This is a genomic window from Chitinivorax sp. PXF-14 (genome assembly GCF_040812015.1).
Classification (GTDB): domain Bacteria; phylum Pseudomonadota; class Gammaproteobacteria; order Burkholderiales; family SCOH01; genus JBFNXJ01.
This window is the reverse complement of sequence record NZ_JBFNXJ010000021.1, coordinates 38,602-54,836: the sequence shown is the minus strand read 5'-3', so window position 1 is coordinate 54,836 and position 16,235 is coordinate 38,602. Positions and strand designations below refer to the sequence as shown.

The following is a 16,235-nucleotide window of genomic DNA, read 5'->3' as shown; positions in this document are numbered from 1 at the left end:
GGAATCCATCATGACCTTCAACCCGGGAAAGAAGCTCTACCTCTCAGACGTCACCTTGCGTGACGGCAGCCACGCAGTTCGCCACCAGTACAGCATACGCAACGTGCAGGAGATTGCCCGCGCCCTCGACAGCGCACGCGTCGACAGCATCGAAGCGGCGCACGGCGATGGCCTGCAAGGCGCCAGTTTCAACTACGGCTTTGGCCTCCACTCCGATCTCGAATGGATCGAGGCCGTGGCCGATGTCATCTCTCACGCCAGGATCGCGACATTGCTGCTGCCCGGCATCGGCACCATTCACGACCTGAAAGCAGCCCATGTCGCCGGCGCCCGCGTGGTGCGCGTCGCGACGCACTGTACCGAGGCAGATATTTCCCGCCAGCATATCGAGTATGCGCGCGGCCTCGGCATGGACACGGTCGGCTTTCTGATGATGAGCCACCTGGCCACGCCGACGGCGCTTGCCAGGCAGGCCAAGCTGATGGAGAGCTATGGCGCCACCTGCATCTACGTCGTGGACTCGGGCGGCGCCATGGGCATGCATGACATCCGCGATCGTTTCCGCGCACTCAAGGATATATTGCAGCCCGACACGCAGACAGGCATCCATGCCCACCATAACCTGTCATTGGGCGTGGCCAACTCCATTGTCGCCGTCGAGGAAGGCTGCGACCGCATCGATGCCAGCCTGGCCGGCATGGGGGCCGGCGCGGGCAACACCCCGCTGGAAGTCTTCGTCGCAGCCGCCGAGCGCATGGGCTGGGACCATGGCACGGACCTCTACGCGCTGATGGATGCCGCTGATGATCTTGTCCGGCCCCTGCAGGATCGCCCGGTACGCGTTGATCGCGAAACACTGGCGCTTGGCTATGCCGGGGTCTATTCCAGCTTCCTGCGCCACGCGGAGGTAGCGGCCAGGAAGAATGGGCTCAAGACAGTGGATATCCTGGTGGAACTGGGCAAGCGCCGCATGGTGGGCGGCCAGGAGGACATGATCGTCGACGTCGCGCTCGATCTAGCGACTCGCCGGACATAGAGCAGCGCCAGCGCGAGGCATGGGATCGTGGTGAAACGGCCGGGCTCAGCGCGCCGATCGCCACCGGGCGCCACCCTCGCCCTGCGCGGCATTCAAAAAGCCATGAATGCTCGTGGCGGCCTCGTCTGCCCATTGCGAATAGATGGCCGGGCCCGGATGGAACCCGTCTTCAGCCATCAGCTCCGCCCGCAACGGGAAATCGTTGACCAGCAGGGAGCAGTCGCGTCGCGCCGAAACCAGTTGGTAGCGGTGCTGGTTGAAGCGCCTTGCCCTGTCGCCCAGATACCAGCGCAACGGCTGCGGCAAGGCGGGAAACGCATGCATCGGCGGAATCGGCGCCAGCACGATGTGAGCGACGCCGTACTTGTCGCGCAGCAGATCGAGCAGCCGCCCCTGCCCTGCACGCCATTCCGCCAGCCGGATGCTGCTGGTGACATCGTTGACCCCGATCGAGACCACGGCGATATCGAACGGATCGGTCGCCGATTGCGCCAGTAATTGCAGCAAGGCCTGGGTATCCACCCCCGACCGGGCGACCAGCCGCCAGGCAACCCGATGCGTTTGCGCCAGCCGCGACACCAGTCGGCCTGCCAGCGCCTCATCCTGGCTGGGAACGCCGACACCGGCGGCCGCCGAATCACCGACGATCACGATGCGAAGCGCGGCCCCCTCGCCACGGATACCCTCGCGCACACCGAAAGCCTCGGGCAATGTTGGCGTAGCCCAACGGGTATAGTGTCCCTGCAACAGCAGCAAGGGGCCCAGCGCCAGTTTGGCGATAGTTTCAGACAGCACGACGACGATCTCCTCGCAGACCAGACGATTCTCTATTCATTATCGTTTGCGCCGCGATTGGGCGCGCAGAATCTTGCCGATCGGTGAGGTGAACGGCGGCTCGCCCCACACGATCGGCAGCGGCATCGTATCCGGCTCAGCATTCGCGACAGCGCCGGATGCTGCCATTTTCGGCCAGCGCTGCGCAATATGGCGATCCGGCCCCGGCCTGCGGGGGCATGATCGCGCTCAGCGGCCCAGGGCCTGGATCAGCAAGTCGGCCACAGCGGCGCCGGAGGCCGGGTTCTGGCCCGTGACGACACGCTGGTCCACCACGGCAAACGCCGCCCACGGCTCAGCCGCCTTCACGTAGCGGGCGCCGCGCCTGACGATTTCATCCTCGGTCATGAACGGCACATACTGATCCAGCTCGGCCTGGCGCTCCTCCTCGTTGGAGAAGCCGGTGATCTGCCTGCCTTCGATCAACGGCGTGCCGTCGGACAGCGTGATGTTCAACAGGCCGGCCACGCCGTGACACACCGAGGCGACATAGCCGCCCGCCTCGTAGATCCTGCGGCTGAGTGCCTGGAAATCCTGGTTGTCGGGGAAATCCCACATCACGCCGTGGCCGCCGACGAAGTAAATCGCCACATAGTCGTCCGGGTTCACCTCGCTGGGCTTGAGCGTGGCACCCAGGCGGTTCATGAAATCACGGTTGTGATACCACGCCCAGTCGATGGGCTCGGCCAGCACCAGGCTGTGCGGGTCGATCGGCGTGTAGCCGCCGTTGGGCGTAAGGTAATCCACCTCGTAGCCGGCCTTCTCCACGCGCTCGACAAAGTGCACCGCCTCGCCGAGCCAGATGCCGGTGGCACGGTTGATGGTCGGATATTTTTCGGTGGTGGTCAGCACTACCAGCATTTTCCTGCTCATCACGATCTCCTGTATTGGGGGCGCGACGTCGGTCGCGGTGATGCCATTTAACCGCCACCCCCGCCCCGCGGTGAATGCCTAAACATCGCCATCGCTTGCCTAATCATGCATTTCCATGGAGAGCCTGGCTTAGCAATACATATATCTGCTAGAGTTTAATCACGCCGATTAACCCAATCCTCTATACCATGCAGCTCACCAGCCCAGCCATCGCCCACGCGCTCCTGGCCCTGACACCGCTCGAAGGCCACCACCCGGCCGCGCTCGATGGCGTCACACTGATGAGGGCCGACGCCAGCCTCGCGCCGGCCCCGGTACTGCAGGAGCCCTCCATCGTCATCATAGGACAGGGGCTCAAGCGCGGTTATCTGGGTGATGAAGTGTTCCATTACCAGCCGGGGCAGTGCCTGGTCGTGTCCGTCCCCATGCATTTCAACTGCGATACGGTGGTCGGGGACGATGGCCCGATGCTGGCGCTGGCGGTGCAGGTGGACATGGCGACGGTGCGCGAGCTGTTGTCGAAAATGCTTCCGCCCCGCTCGCCGGCCCCGGCTGCACCCAGCCGGGGCATGGCCGTGGCGGACCTCGATGCGGCGATGACCGATACGGTACAACGCCTGTTGCAGGCGCTGGCCTCGGCCGATGAAACCCGCATCCTCGGGCCGCAACTGCTGCGGGAGCTGCACTACCGCGTGCTGCAAGGCCCCGGCGGCGATTGCCTGCGGGCGCTGGCAGCCTGGCACGGCAGGTCGGGCCCCATCTTCCGGGCGTGCGAGCGTATCCGGCTCGATTATGCGCAGGCGCTGGACATCGGCACGCTGGCCCGCGAAGCCGCCATGAGCGCGTCGGCGTTTCACCAGGCGTTCAAGGCGGTGACGGGGCATTCGCCGATCCAGTATCTCAAAGCCACGCGGCTGCACCGCGCGCGTGAACTGATCCTGCACGGCAGCAATGGCGCCGCGCAAGCGGCCTACGAGGTCGGCTATGCCAGCGCCTCGCAGTTCAGCCGCGAATTCAAGCGGCTGTTCGGTCATTCCCCGGCAGATGCCATCCACCATGCCGGCGAACACGCCTGAGGGCTCGCGCCATGCGGGTACGCCAGCCCAGGCGGCCCTGCATGCAGGCCAGGTCGATGACAGCTCGCAACCCCATGCACCCCATGCAAGTGCGCTACCGCTCCCGCGGATAGCCGCGCCGGGCCAAGCCGGCGCGAGCGCTCAAAATGCCGTCGCCAGCTGGTGAAGCTCAGCCACCGTCATCGTGAATAGCAGCGTGGTATCGCCGTCGTTCGCATAGCGATGCGGCGCGTCGGTCCTGGCCACGCCGGAGCTGCCGGCCGGGATCAGCAGCGCGGCCTCTCCCACCGTCACGCTCAGCGCCCCCCGCTCGACATGGAATAGCTCGAACGTGCCCTGCGGATGCCCGGACGATTCAAACGACTCGCCGGGCGGCAGCTCCCAGCGCCACATTTCGATCATATTGGGCCCGCTGGTGCCTGCGAGCAGACGTGCGGAGCCGCCCTTGGGGCCAGTCCACAGAGTCGGGATGTCCTTGCCCTCGATCAGGTGCACCGCGGGTGCGCTGGCCACGTCGACGATGTCCGCCACCGACACGCCAAGCGCCGCAGCAAGCTTGCACAGGATCGCGATGCTCGGGTTGGCGACGCATTTCTCGATCTCGACCAGCATGCCCTTGCTGACGCCGGCGCGGCGGGAGAGCTCGTCGAGCGAGAGTTTCTGCCTTTTTCTGTGCTCCTTGAGCTTACCGGCGACGGCTGCGCTGACGGTTTGCACATCGGCGCCCGATTCGGTCGTTATATTGACTTTTTTGGTCATTGGTCACTATTATGGGATAAATCAGTCACTAGGTGATTCTCCGATGCGCTCCGTCCTGCCGTCAATCGATCCGCATATTGCCAGCCTGGCGCCTGGCTTTCGTGCGCTCAGCATCAGCGTCGAGGCCGCCGACATCGTCAATCCGGGCGTCGGCGCCGAGGCCCTGAGTCATGCCTGCCAGTCGCTGTCCGCCGGTGGCGCGCCGTGGGCCGATGCCCACCTGCTGGCCTGGGCCGAGGTGTTCCGCAAGTTTGGCGCCAAGCCGCAGCGCACCCCCTGCTCCGCCGAGGCCCTGCGCAAGCGGGTGCTACGCGACGGCGGCATGGCCAGCATCGACCCGGTGGTCGACCTGTACAACGCGATCAGCATCCGGTACGCCATCCCCGTCGGCGGCGAAAATCTTGCGGCCTATGTCGGCGTGCCCCGGCTGGTCATCGCGGATGGGACTGAGCCGTTCGACACCATGAAGGACGGGGCACCGGCCCACGAAACGCCCGAGGCCGGGGAAGTCGTCTGGCGCGATGACGTCGGCGTAACCTGCCGCCGCTGGAACTGGCGCCAAGGCGTCAGGACCAGGCTGAGCGCTGATGCCAGGCAGATGTGGTTCATCCTCGAAAGCCTGCCGGCCATGCCGCTGGCGGCGCTGCACGAAGCAGGCGAGCAGCTGGCACAGAGCCTGCAGCTCATGATGCCCGGTGCGACGATCGGTTCGACGCTGATCGGCGTCGAAAACCGCTAGCCAGCGGGCACCGCCCCTGCGTCGATCCACCGCGGCTTGCAGCCGACTTGCCGGCCCTCGCAGGCGGCGCCGATCAGCTACCGAATGGAGCCAAGATGTATCTCCCCCCGCATTTCAATGAGTCACGTACCGATGTGCTGCATCAATGCATCGCCCAGCACCCGTTCGGCACGCTGATCACCCATGGCAGCAACGGGCTCGATGCCAACCACATCCCCTTCGACCTGGCGCCGAACGAAGGTGAGCTCGGCGTGCTCAGGGCCCATATCGCCCGCGCCAACCCGCTGTGGCAGGAGATTGAAGACGGTGCCGAGGTGCTCGTGGTGTTCAGCGCGGGCGACGCCTATGTCTCGCCAAACTGGTATCCCACCAAGCACGAGTCCCACCGGCAGGTGCCGACATGGAACTACATCGTGGCCCATGCCCATGGCCGAATCCGCTTTCTCGACGACGAGAAGGTCGTCAGGGGTGTGGTTGCCCGGTTGACCCGCACGCATGAAGCCTCGCAACCGGCGCCATGGAAGATGGGCGACGCGCCGGCGGATTACCTCGATTCCCTGCTGCAACGGATCATCGGCCTGCAGATCGACATCACCCGCCTCGTCGGCAAGCGCAAGCTGGGGCAGGATGAAGAGGCGCGCGACATCCACGGCGCCGGCAACGCGCTCAAGGCCTGTGGCAAGCACCTGATTGGCGACGCGATGCTGGCCCAGCTCGCGGGCAAGCAAGAGACGCCGCAGGGCTGAATTTCCGAGCTGAGGCCAGGGCCCCCTGGTTTGACGGCATGCTCGCCACGCGTGTCATGCCCCATACTCCCGCAGAGCCCACCTGGCGGTGATGGCTGCCGCCAGCCTGTCTGGCCGCTGCATCGCAGTCCGCAGCGTGCCTGCCGGGGTCGGGCCCAGCAGCCGGCTCCGTCACGGCGCCAGCCCGCGTGCCGCCGCCATCGCCAGTTCGTCGGCGGTGAGTACGAAGTCGGCGTTGTCGGTAAGCCGCTCGATCGCCAGGTCGATGAAGCGCCGCACCCTTGCCGGTTGTGCCGCGCGGCTGCCGTAGTAGACGAACAGGCTGTAGTGCTCGGCCACGTGGTCGAGCAGCAGCGGTACCAGCCGGCCCGAGCGGATCAGCGGCGCGGCGGTCGGTGCGGCGAGCTGGCCGATGATTTCGCCGCCGAGCACGGCCCTGAGTTCGAGCGCTTCGTCGTTGGTGCAGAACGCCGGGTTGACCGGTTGATCCTGCATGCTATCGCCTAGCCGCACCCGCCATGGCACCACGCGACCGTCGCTGGGGCGACGGAACGCGCTGCAGCGGTGCGAGCTCAGCTCGTACAGGCTTTTGGGCACGCCATGCTTGCGCAGGTAGCTGGGGGCGGCGCAGATGACCAGCTGCAGCGGGAACAGCCGCCTGGCCACCAGCCCTTCCTGCGGCGAGTTGCCGAGCCGGAAGCCGACGTCGATGCGGTCCTCGACCCAGTTGCCTATCCTGTCGTCGAGCTGGACATCGGGCTGCACCTCGGGGTACAGCCGGCAATACTCATCGAGCAGCGGCCCGATGACGGGCAGCAATACCGTGCGCGGCCCGACGACGCGCAGCGGGCCGGCAAGGTCTTCGCGGGTCTGCCTGGCAGCGAGCAGCGCCTGCTGGAAGCCGATCAGCGACGGTTGCACCGCATCGAGAAAGCGCTGCCCCTCCTCCGTCAGCGACATGCTGCGCGTGGTGCGATGGAACAGCCGCGCGCCCAGGTATTGCTCCAGCTGGCCCAGCGCCTTGCTGGCGGCCTGCGGCGATATCTGCTGCGCCTCTGCCGCGCGGCTCAGGCTGCCGAGCTCGGCGGTGAGCACGAAGGTGGTGATGGAGCGCAATTCATTGATTGACATGCTGGCTTCCGTTAGCGTGATTTACATATTTTAGTTGTAAATAATTCAAGCAATATCACTCTAGTTCAATGTTTGTCCGGAAACTAAAGTGTCGTCCAGCAAGCACCACGGCAACGACTGACCAAAGGACAAATCATGGACAACTTCACTTTCCATAACCCCACCAAGATCGATTTCGGCACCGGCAAGGAACAACAGATCGGCCAGCACCTGGCTGAGCACGGCATCCGCAAGGTGCTGCTGTGCTACGGCAGCGACCGCATCAAGCGCGACGGCCTGTTCGATACCGTCAGCAAGAGCCTGGCCGCGCACGGCATCGAATTCATCGAATTCGGCGGCATCGTCAGCAACCCGCTGCTGTCGACCGTGCGCGAAGCGATCGCGCTGGCCCGCGGCCATCGTGTCACCGCCGTCCTGAGCGTGGGCGGCGGCTCGGTGCTCGATAGCGCCAAGGCTGTGGCCGCCGGTACGCTGTATGACGGCGATGTGTGGGACCTGTTCATCGGCAAGGCCGCCGTCACCGCAGCGCTGCCGGTGTTCGACATCCTGACGCTGGCGGCCACCGGCAGCGAGATGAACGGCGGCGCGGTGGTGACCAACGAGGCGACCCGCGAGAAGTTCGCGATCCAGTCCCCGCACGTGTTCCCCAAGGTTTCCATCGTCAACCCGGCGCTGATGCAGACGGTATCGCGCGACTATCTCGTCTATTCCGCCGCCGACGTCATCGCGCATTCGATCGAAGGCTATTTCACGGCGACGGTGCAGCCGGCGTTCCACTCGCGCATGGTGGAGGCCATCATCAATACCGTGATCGAAACGACTGAAGCGCTGCTCGCCAACCCGGCGGACTACGACGCCCGCGCCCAGTTCGCCTGGGCTTCGACGCAGGCGCTGAATGGCCTGATCTATACGGGCACCGCCGGCTTCAGCTACCCCAACCACATGATCGAGCACGCGCTGTCGGCGCTGTTCAACGTGCCGCACGGTGCCGGCCTGTCGGTCGTCATCCCGGCCTGGATGAAGTGGTATCACGGCCGCAACCCGGCGCAGTTCGAACGCTTTGCCCGCCATGTCTTCGGCGCGGCCAATGTCGAGCAGGGGATTGCCGCGCTCGAGCAGTGGTTCGACAAGATCGGCACGCCCACCCGGCTGTCGCAGTTGGGCATCACCGAGGACGACCTGCCCGCCACGATCGAGAACGTGCTGAACAACGCGCGCTATTTCGGTATCGCCGAGCTCTACACCCGCGAGGCGGTGGCCACCATCCTGCGGCACGCCCTGTAAGGCGCGGCAGGGCACGGCGGGGCTCGCTCCTCGCCGTGCCCTGCTGGCAAGCACCAGCCACCGACGATGTGTTGCGCCCGCAGCCGGGCGCAAGGCAGCAATCGCAGAAGAACGGAAAGAAATATGAGCCGCACGGACAACACGGTCGATCGCCGCGCAGTGCTCGCCATCATCATGGCGAGCTATCTGATGATCGTGATCGACATCTCCATTGTCATCACCGGCCTGCCCAGGATACAGGCCGGGCTGGGCTTCACGCCTGCCGGGCTGTCGTGGGTGCAGAACGCCTACACGCTGGCCTTTGGCGGCCTGTTGCTGCTCGGGGCACGGGCGGGTGACATCCTGGGCCGCCGCCGCATGTTCATGCTGGGGCTGGCCATCTTCACCGTGGCCTCGCTCGCGATCGGGCTGGCGCCGTCGCCGGCCTGGCTGCTGACCGCCCGCGCGGTACAGGGCATGGGTTCGGCCATTCTGGCGCCCTCGACACTGGCGCTGATTTCCACTCACTTTGCCGAAGGGCCGGAACGCACCCGCGCGCTGTCGCTCTACGCCGCCGCAGCCGGCATCGGTGCCACGCTTGGCCTGGTGCTCGGCGGCCTGTTCGCGGACCTGCTGTCCTGGCGCGCCGGCTTCTTCATCAATCTGCCGATCGGCCTGCTGCTGATCCTGGCGGCCCAACGCCATTTCCGCGAAACGCCAATGCAGGCGGGCCGCTTCGATATCGCCGGCGCGGCGAGTTCCACGCTCGGCATGACGGCGCTGGTCTACGGCCTGGTCAGCGCCGCCGACCATGGCTGGGGCGACCTGCTGACGCTGGCGGCCCTGTCGGCCGGATTTGTGCTGCTCGGGCTGTTCCTGCTGATCGAGGTCCGTGCCCGCCAGCCGGTGCTGCCACTCAGACTGTTTGCCAGCCGCGAACGCAGCGGCGCCTACGCGGCCCGCCTGCTGTTCCTCGGCGGCATGGTGGGGTTCTGGTTCTTCATCACGCAGTTTCTGCAAGGCGTGCTTGGCTTCAGCCCGTTCGAGGCCGGGTTGGCGTTTTTACCGGCCACGCTGACCAATTTCGCCTCGGCCATGCTGGTGCCGCGCCTGACACGCCGTTTCGGCAATGGCACGCTACTGGCAAGCGGCCTGCTGGCCTGCCTGGCGGGCCTTGCCTGGCTCGGGCAGATGTCGGCGGAAACCCCTTACCTGAGCGGCATCGCGCTGCCGATGGTACTGATCGGGCTGGGCCAGGGGGCCGCATTGGCGCCGCTCACCGTGTCGGCCGTGGCCGGAGTCGCGCGCGAGGATGCCGGGGCGGCATCGGGCCTGGTCAACGTCGCCCATCAGCTGGGCGGGTCCATCGGGCTCGGCATGCTGGTGGTGGTCTTTGCGGCAGCGGCACCAGCACAGCTGACGGGCGCGCCATTGCTGGCACACCGCATCGCCATGGTGATGGACAGCAGCGCGCTGATGATGGCCCTGGCGCTGCTGGTGACACTCACCCAGATCTTGCCGGCACACGCCGGCAAGGCCGACACCACCGCAAGGCAAGCCGCCGCCGGCGGCTGACCTTGGCCCGCCTAACCAACAACGATCAAGTCAAGTAACGATCAAGCGAGGAAACATCATGTCCGACCTATCCCTATCACCTGCCGCCGTGACCGTTGCCCGGGCCGGCTCGCAGGCATCCTACCCCGGCCCGGCCGACTGGTTCACCGGTATCGTGCGGGTCGACCCGCTGTTCGCGGCCCGGCAGCCCGCCGCCGGCTCCGGTGCGCTGGTGACCTTCGAGCCCGGCGCGCGCACCGACTGGCACACCCACCCCTTGGGCCAGACCCTGATCGTGACGACCGGCTGCGGACGGGTGCAGCACTGGGGCGGCCCGATCGAGGAGATCCGCCCGGGCGACGTGGTGAGTATTCCGCCCGGTGTCAAACACTGGCACGGTGCCGCCCCTACCACGGCGATGAGCCATATCGCCATTCAGGAACAGGCGGACGGCAGCGTCGTCCACTGGCTCGAAAAAGTCAGCGACGAGCAGTACCCGCCCTGAGTTACCGGTGATTTGAAAGCACTGTTTGCTGTTGGACGGCTGCTTCGCGCGATCGGGCAGCCGTTTTTTTCGTGCGGCATGGGCCGGGCACGGCAATGCAAACCTGTGCCAGGCGGCTTTCTGCGTAATGCCAGTCAGTTAAGCTCTGGCGACCCTCTCCCCTGGCCCCTCTCCCACACATGGGAGAGGGGCAATTTGTAGCCAGGCCCACGGTTTTGCTCCCTCTCCCGTTTACGGGAGAGGGTTGGGGAGAGGGCAAATTGTGGGATATTTTCCTCAACTGACTGGCATTGGGCTTTCCGCGGGCAATAGGCCGCTGGCCGGCCAGCTCAGCGCGGCAGATGACCTTCGCTGAAGCCCCATAGCCGATAGGCCCAGAAAGATTCGTCGGCAAAGATGCGGCGGCGTAATTCTTCTGGTGAAAAGCCGGTGATCTGGCGGGTCTGGCGGCACAGGTGCGACTGATCGGCGTAGCCGGATTTGCTCGCTACCTCGCTCCAGTTAACGTCGCCCGAACGGCTGGCGACCACCGCATCGTAGAACGCCTGCTCCGACCGCCCCAGGCCTCGCAGTTCGCGCAGCGGCTGGCCGGTCCACTGCTTGATGCGCCGCTCGATCTGGCGCACGCTGCGCCCCCACCCCGATGTCGCGGCACGCAGCGCCAGGCCCTGCGACCAATCGGTGTAGATCTGGCTGCACACGCCCTGCTCCGGCCGGGCCTGCGACCACAGGGGCAGCAGAAACGATTCGATCAGCTTCACCCGGCTGTCGTCGTCCGGTGCCGTTGCCACGGCATGGCACATCGCCATCCAGGCGGGGTCGAGCACCGCCTCCGCCGGCTGGCAGCGGTTGAGGTGGGCGCCTGGGTCGATGCCGGTCAGCGCCGACAGGGCATCGGGTAGCAACAGCAGCACCATGGCGTGCATCGGCCCGGGGTTCCAGCTGATGGCCGGACGGTTGTAGGGCCCGCAAAATGTGATCGGCCCGATCGGGCTGCGCGGGCTCGCGCCGTCGGCGGGAAAACCTGCGTCGAGCACATCGCATTGCCCGCTCAGATACCACAGGATCGAACACACCGGCGACGCCGGCAGGTGGTTGTAGCGCTGCTCGTCGAGCAATACGGCGCCACGGGTATCGCGACTGATGATCGCGCGCACGCACGACGCCAGGCTCGTTCGCGGCAGCCACAGCTCGGCGCGGGCCGCGCTCGGCGGCACATGCGCGAAGGATTCGGTGGGCGGCTGGATTTTGAACATGCGGCAGTATAAAAAACCCGCCCGCGGCTGCCTAGGCCCTGTTGATATGGGGCAACCGGGCCGCGCCACATGTCGAAAACATTCAATACGCCCAAGCCGGATACAATTATTATGCCATCCAGATTGGCCGGCCCCATGCCGGCCGTAGTTTGACTTGTGGAGGCAAAACCATGTACCCGGTCAGTTTGCGTCATGTGGAAAAAATCTATCATCTGGACGCGGTGGCGGTGCCGGCATTGAGCGACATCACCATCGACATTCATCCGAGCCGTTTCACCGTAATTTCCGGGCCGTCCGGCAGCGGCAAGACGACGCTGCTCAACCTGATCGGCTGCATCGACCGTCCCGATCGCGGTGAGGTCGTGGTCTCGGGGATCGAGGTGCAGAAGATGACGGACGACGCCCTCTCCGATTTCCGGGCGCGCCACCTCGGCTTCATCTTTCAGAATTTCAACCTGCTGCCGGTGCTGACTGCTTACGAAAACGTCGAATATCCGCTGCTGCTGGCCAAGGTGCCGCCAGCCGAGCGCAAAAAACGCGTACAGGCGCTGCTCCACGATGTCGGGCTCGCCGATCGGCAGCACAACCGGCCCGGACAGCTGTCCGGCGGCCAGCGGCAGCGGGTGGCCATTGCGCGGGCGCTGGCCACTCAGCCCAAGCTCGTGCTGGCCGATGAGCCCACCGCCAATCTCGATAGCCATACCGGGGCGGAAATCATCGCGCTGATGCGGAAAATGCAGCGCGAGCACGATGCGTCGTTTGTGTTTTCCTCGCACGATCCGCAAGTCCACGCCGAGGCGGACGACGTGATCTACATTCGCGACGGGCGAATAGTCGGCGCTGAACAGCACAAAAACGGGGGCGCCCAGCAATGAATACCCTGAAACTGGCACTCCGCAACCTGCTGCGCAATCGCCGCCGCTCGCTGACTACCCTGCTGGCGATGATCGTCGGGCTGGTGTCGATCCTGACGTTTGGCGGCTATCGCTCCAACATCATCTACGGCTCGCTGACCGGTTTCGTGCAGCACACGGGCCACCTGCAGATCCAGCACAGCGGCTATTTCCTCGATGGCGGCGACAACCCAACCGCCTACGGCATCGCCGATTACCAGCGGATGATTGCCGCAATCAAGCGCGACCCGGAGCTGGCGCCGATGTTGACGGTGGTGACGCCGACGCTGCAGCTCGGCGGCATCGCCGGCAATTTCTCCGCCGGCGTATCGCGCTCGGTGATGGCAATTGGCCTGGTGCCCGAGGAGCGCAACCAGATGCTGCAATGGAACGAGTTTGGCGTCGTCAGCTATGCCAAACCGCTGCCGCTGGCCGGTACCCGCATCGATTCAGCCGTCGTCGGTACCGGCGTGGCACGCAAGCTGAAGCTGTGCCAATTGCTTAAGGCCAGCGACTGCTCGGCGGCGCCAACCAGCGCGGCGAGCGGCGGCAATGCCACACCCGACGACATCGCCGCGCTGTCGTCGCTGGAACAGACCGGCCCGGCACAAGTCGACCCCAATCGCATCGAAATGCTGGCGGCCACCGCGCATGGCGCGCCCAACGTCGCCAGCCTGAGCGTGATCAAGGCCAACAATATGGGCATCAAGGCGCTCGACGATGTCTACATGGCCCTGCACCTGCCGCAGGCGCAGCGGCTGATCTACGGCTCGCAGCCGCCGCAGGTGACCGCGATCATCGTGCAGTTGCGCCATACCGCGCAGATTCCGGCGGCGCGCCAGCGGCTGGCAATGCTGCTGGAGAAGGAATTCGGCAATCAGTCGCTGGAAGTGCTGGATTTCAAGGAGCTCAACCCGATCTACGGCCAGACCAATCAGTTCATGGATTCGATGTTCAGCTTCATCTCGCTACTGATCGGCGTCATCGTGCTGTTCACCATCGGCAACACCATGAGCACCGCGGTCGTCGAGCGCACTGTCGAGATTGGCACCCTGCGCGCGATGGGGCTGCGCCGCGCCGGCATCCGCCGCCTGTTCCTGTGCGAGGCGGCGCTGCTCGGGCTGGCCGGGGCGGCGCTGGGCGTGATCTGCGCGCTGCTGATCGCCTACCTGATCAACCACAGCGGCTGGAGCTGGACCCCACCGGGCTATTCCTACGCCTACCTGATCCTGGTGCGCGTCGGGCAGGATATGCCGCTGCTCATCGGCAGCGTCACCGGCATGGTGGCTGTGACCCTGCTCTCCGCCTGGTGGCCCGCCCGTCGTGCCGCCAAATTCGAAATCGTCGATGCCCTGCGCCACGTCTGAAGGAAAACGACCATGAAACGACTCAAGACCGCCGCCCTGTTCGCACTGGCCCTGGCCTGCGGCACCCTGCCAGCGTGGGCGGCACGCAGCCCGCAGGAAATCCTCATCGCCAGCGATGCGGTGCGTAACCCGGATTTCCCCTTCGGCCTGACCAACACCCTGGTCGAATACCGCAAGGGCAAGGAGACCGATCGCAGCACGCTGGCGATCTACTCCCGGGCCGACCCGAATGGCGGCCAGTTCCGCAGCCTGGTGCGCTACACCGCGCCATTGCGCGATGCCAACAAGCTGATCCTGTTCAATGGCAAGGACATGTGGTTCTTTGATCCGTCGAGCAAGGCGAGCATCCGCCTGTCGCCACAGCAGCGGCTGCTGGGGCAGGCCTCCAACGGCGACGTGGTTACGGTCAATTTCGCCAAGGACTACCAGGCGACAGCCGCCGTTGAAGAAGACACGCAGGACGGCGACCGGCAAACCCGCCATTGCTACAAGCTGACCATCAATGCCAGCACGGACGCCGCCACCTACGCCCAGATCACCATGTGGGTCGATGCCGCAACGACAAGGCCGGTCAAGGCGCGCTTCTTTTCCGACAGCGGCAAATTGCTGAAAACCGCCTACTACCGCCATTACCAGCCTATCTTCGGCGTCGAGCGCCCGACCGAGACCGTCATCATCGACGGCCTGGAACCCGACTGGGTGACGGTGATGCGCTATTCCGACTGGGTCAAGCGCGATGTGCCGGAAACCTGGCTGCAACGTGACTATCTGCCGCGCTTCAAACCAGAATGAGCCCATCCCGACTCCCCCGCCTCGCCCTTGCCGCGATCGCGCTGCTGCTGGCCCGACACGCCTGGGCCGACGATGACGACGCGAATGCGCTGATGCTGGCCGACCAGGTCGACAGCACGGTGGCGCAGCGCAGCGACTGGCGCTCGTTCATCGAAGGCTCGGCCGGCTACAGCCACTGGCGCAACGGCAACAACCGCCGCGATAGCCAGCGCCTGTCGCTCGACACCCAGTACGATCATTCGCTGTCGCCGGCCTGGCGCCTGTTCGTGGCCGACCGGCTCGACATCGGCTGGCCATCGCAGAACGGTAACCCGCATGGCATCAACACGCTGAAGGAAGCCTACCTCAACTGGCGGGCGCAGCCGGAAACGCTGCTCGACGCCGGGCGCGTCAATGTGCGCAACGGCGTCGCCACCGGCTACAACCCGACCGACTATTTCCGCCGTGGCGCCGTCCGCTCGCCGGTGTCGATCAGCCCCGCCAGCCTCAAGGAAAACCGGCAAGGCAGCGTGATGCTGCGCGGGCAGCAATTGTGGGATGGCGGCTCGCTGACGGCGCTCTATTCGCCCGAGCTCGACGATCGTCCATCGAGCGACGGCTTCAGCCTCAACCCGGGCGCCACCAATTACCGCGACCGCTGGCTGCTGTCGCTGAGCCAGAAAATCAGCAGCGACTACACGCCGCAGCTCCTTTTCTATCAGGAAGCAGGCCGCAACGCGCAGCTCGGCTTCAACCTGACGCGGCTCATCAACGACTCGACGGTTGCCTATCTCGAATGGTCGGGCGGGCGCCGGCAGCCGGAGCTGGCGCAGGCCTTGCAGCAATACCAGCCCGGCTGCGCCTGCAAGGCCTGGCGCAACCAGCTGGCGACCGGCGCGACCTACACCTCGCCGAACAAGCAGTCCCTCACCGTGGAATATCACTATAACGGCGCGGCGCTCGACCGCGAGCAGTGGGATGCGCTGCGCCACGGCTACCTGCCCGCCTATGCCCAGTACCGCAACTGGACGGCCGCGGCGCAGGATTCGCCGACGCAGCAGGCGCTGTTTTTCTATGCCAGCTGGCAGGATGCGCTGCTGCAGCACCTCGACGCCAACCTGATGCACAACGTCGATCTGGCCGATCACAGCCGCCGGCTCTGGTTCGAGCTGCGCTACCATCCGGGCCACGTCGATTACGTGATTCAGTGGCAACGCAATAGCGGCGAGGCCCTGAGCCATTTCGGCGCAATGCCCGAAGCGCAGAGCTGGCAGGCGCAAGTGCGCTATTACTTCTAGGCCGGCACGCGGGCCGGCTGCCGGCCAGGGCCGCCGCCCGCACCTCATGCCGCTGGCTTCTCCATCCGCCGGGACAATACGCCGAACCGCCCGCACGGCATGGGCCCGCCATGGCGAGATGCTGGCGGGCCATC

Annotated in this window: 16 protein-coding genes; 11 read left to right on the top strand and 5 right to left on the bottom strand. The window is 65.5% G+C overall.

The window, feature by feature from the left end:
• The first annotated feature begins 10 nt into the window (after window positions 1-10).
• Complete coding sequence (dmpG, locus tag ABWL39_RS19305) at window positions 11-1,036, top strand: 4-hydroxy-2-oxovalerate aldolase (protein WP_367795300.1); 1,026 nt, start codon at window positions 11-13, stop codon at window positions 1,034-1,036.
• Window positions 1,037-1,081: 45 nt separating this feature from the next.
• Here the strand turns inward: dmpG and ABWL39_RS19300 are convergent, their stop codons facing one another.
• Both ABWL39_RS19300 and ABWL39_RS19295 read right to left on the bottom strand, forming a co-directional pair.
• Complete coding sequence (locus ABWL39_RS19300; protein WP_367795344.1) at window positions 1,082-1,828, bottom strand: SGNH/GDSL hydrolase family protein; 747 nt, start codon at window positions 1,826-1,828, stop codon at window positions 1,082-1,084.
• A gap of 231 nt (window positions 1,829-2,059) precedes the next feature.
• A complete protein-coding gene (locus tag ABWL39_RS19295) occupies window positions 2,060-2,743 on the bottom strand; it encodes a type 1 glutamine amidotransferase domain-containing protein (RefSeq protein ID WP_367795297.1) in 684 nt (227 codons plus the stop codon).
• Between the two features lie 188 nt (window positions 2,744-2,931).
• Here ABWL39_RS19295 and ABWL39_RS19290 point away from each other — a divergent pair, with 188 nt between their 5' ends.
• Window positions 2,932-3,819: an AraC family transcriptional regulator N-terminal domain-containing protein gene (locus ABWL39_RS19290; protein WP_367795294.1), complete on the top strand. Its 888-nt coding sequence runs from the start codon at window positions 2,932-2,934 to the stop codon at window positions 3,817-3,819.
• A gap of 141 nt (window positions 3,820-3,960) precedes the next feature.
• On the opposite strand, the gene ABWL39_RS19285 is transcribed toward ABWL39_RS19290, so the two are convergent.
• On the bottom strand, window positions 3,961-4,578 hold the full coding sequence (locus tag ABWL39_RS19285; RefSeq protein WP_367795291.1) for a helix-turn-helix domain-containing protein: 618 nt from the start codon (window positions 4,576-4,578) through the stop codon (window positions 3,961-3,963).
• A 43-nt stretch (window positions 4,579-4,621) separates the two neighbouring features.
• On the opposite strand from ABWL39_RS19285, the gene ABWL39_RS19280 reads away from it, so the two are divergent.
• Both ABWL39_RS19280 and ABWL39_RS19275 read left to right on the top strand, forming a co-directional pair.
• Window positions 4,622-5,317 (top strand): B3/4 domain-containing protein, encoded by a 696-nt coding sequence (locus ABWL39_RS19280; RefSeq protein ID WP_367795288.1) that lies wholly within the window; start codon window positions 4,622-4,624, stop codon window positions 5,315-5,317.
• A 95-nt stretch (window positions 5,318-5,412) separates the two neighbouring features.
• A complete protein-coding gene (locus ABWL39_RS19275; protein WP_367795285.1) occupies window positions 5,413-6,063 on the top strand; it encodes an FMN-binding negative transcriptional regulator in 651 nt (216 codons plus the stop codon).
• Window positions 6,064-6,234: 171 nt separating this feature from the next.
• Here ABWL39_RS19275 and ABWL39_RS19270 read toward each other — a convergent pair whose 3' ends face one another.
• Window positions 6,235-7,194 (bottom strand): LysR family transcriptional regulator, encoded by a 960-nt coding sequence (locus tag ABWL39_RS19270; RefSeq protein WP_367795282.1) that lies wholly within the window; start codon window positions 7,192-7,194, stop codon window positions 6,235-6,237.
• Window positions 7,195-7,329: 135 nt separating this feature from the next.
• On the opposite strand from ABWL39_RS19270, the gene ABWL39_RS19265 reads away from it, so the two are divergent.
• From ABWL39_RS19265 to ABWL39_RS19255, 3 genes are all read left to right on the top strand, one after another.
• Window positions 7,330-8,478 (top strand): iron-containing alcohol dehydrogenase, encoded by a 1,149-nt coding sequence (locus tag ABWL39_RS19265; RefSeq protein ID WP_367795279.1) that lies wholly within the window; start codon window positions 7,330-7,332, stop codon window positions 8,476-8,478.
• A 123-nt stretch (window positions 8,479-8,601) separates the two neighbouring features.
• Window positions 8,602-10,032: an MFS transporter gene (locus ABWL39_RS19260; RefSeq protein WP_367795276.1), complete on the top strand. Its 1,431-nt coding sequence runs from the start codon at window positions 8,602-8,604 to the stop codon at window positions 10,030-10,032.
• An 88-nt stretch (window positions 10,033-10,120) separates the two neighbouring features.
• Window positions 10,121-10,516 (top strand): cupin domain-containing protein, encoded by a 396-nt coding sequence (locus ABWL39_RS19255; RefSeq protein ID WP_367795341.1) that lies wholly within the window; start codon window positions 10,121-10,123, stop codon window positions 10,514-10,516.
• Window positions 10,517-10,845: 329 nt separating this feature from the next.
• Here the strand turns inward: ABWL39_RS19255 and ABWL39_RS19250 are convergent, their stop codons facing one another.
• Window positions 10,846-11,772: a helix-turn-helix domain-containing protein gene (locus tag ABWL39_RS19250; RefSeq protein ID WP_367795273.1), complete on the bottom strand. Its 927-nt coding sequence runs from the start codon at window positions 11,770-11,772 to the stop codon at window positions 10,846-10,848.
• 170 nt (window positions 11,773-11,942) lie between these two features.
• Here ABWL39_RS19250 and ABWL39_RS19245 point away from each other — a divergent pair, with 170 nt between their 5' ends.
• Genes ABWL39_RS19245 through ABWL39_RS19230 form a run of 4 tightly spaced genes read left to right on the top strand, consistent with a single transcriptional unit; the run spans window position 11,943 to window position 16,101 of the window.
• Window positions 11,943-12,647: an ABC transporter ATP-binding protein gene (locus ABWL39_RS19245; RefSeq protein WP_367795338.1), complete on the top strand. Its 705-nt coding sequence runs from the start codon at window positions 11,943-11,945 to the stop codon at window positions 12,645-12,647.
• Entirely contained in the window at window positions 12,644-14,032 is a 1,389-nt protein-coding gene (locus ABWL39_RS19240) for an ABC transporter permease (RefSeq protein ID WP_367795270.1), read from the top strand. The genes ABWL39_RS19245 and ABWL39_RS19240 overlap by 4 nt, the downstream gene beginning before the upstream one ends.
• Window positions 14,033-14,044: 12 nt before the next feature.
• Complete coding sequence (locus ABWL39_RS19235) at window positions 14,045-14,824, top strand: outer membrane lipoprotein-sorting protein (RefSeq protein ID WP_367795267.1); 780 nt, start codon at window positions 14,045-14,047, stop codon at window positions 14,822-14,824.
• Window positions 14,821-16,101 carry a hypothetical protein gene (locus ABWL39_RS19230; protein WP_367795264.1) on the top strand — a complete coding sequence of 427 codons (1,281 nt, stop codon included), beginning with the start codon at window positions 14,821-14,823 and terminating at the stop codon, window positions 16,099-16,101. Before ABWL39_RS19235 ends, ABWL39_RS19230 begins: the two co-directional genes overlap by 4 nt.
• The last annotated feature ends 134 nt before the right edge of the window (window positions 16,102-16,235 follow it).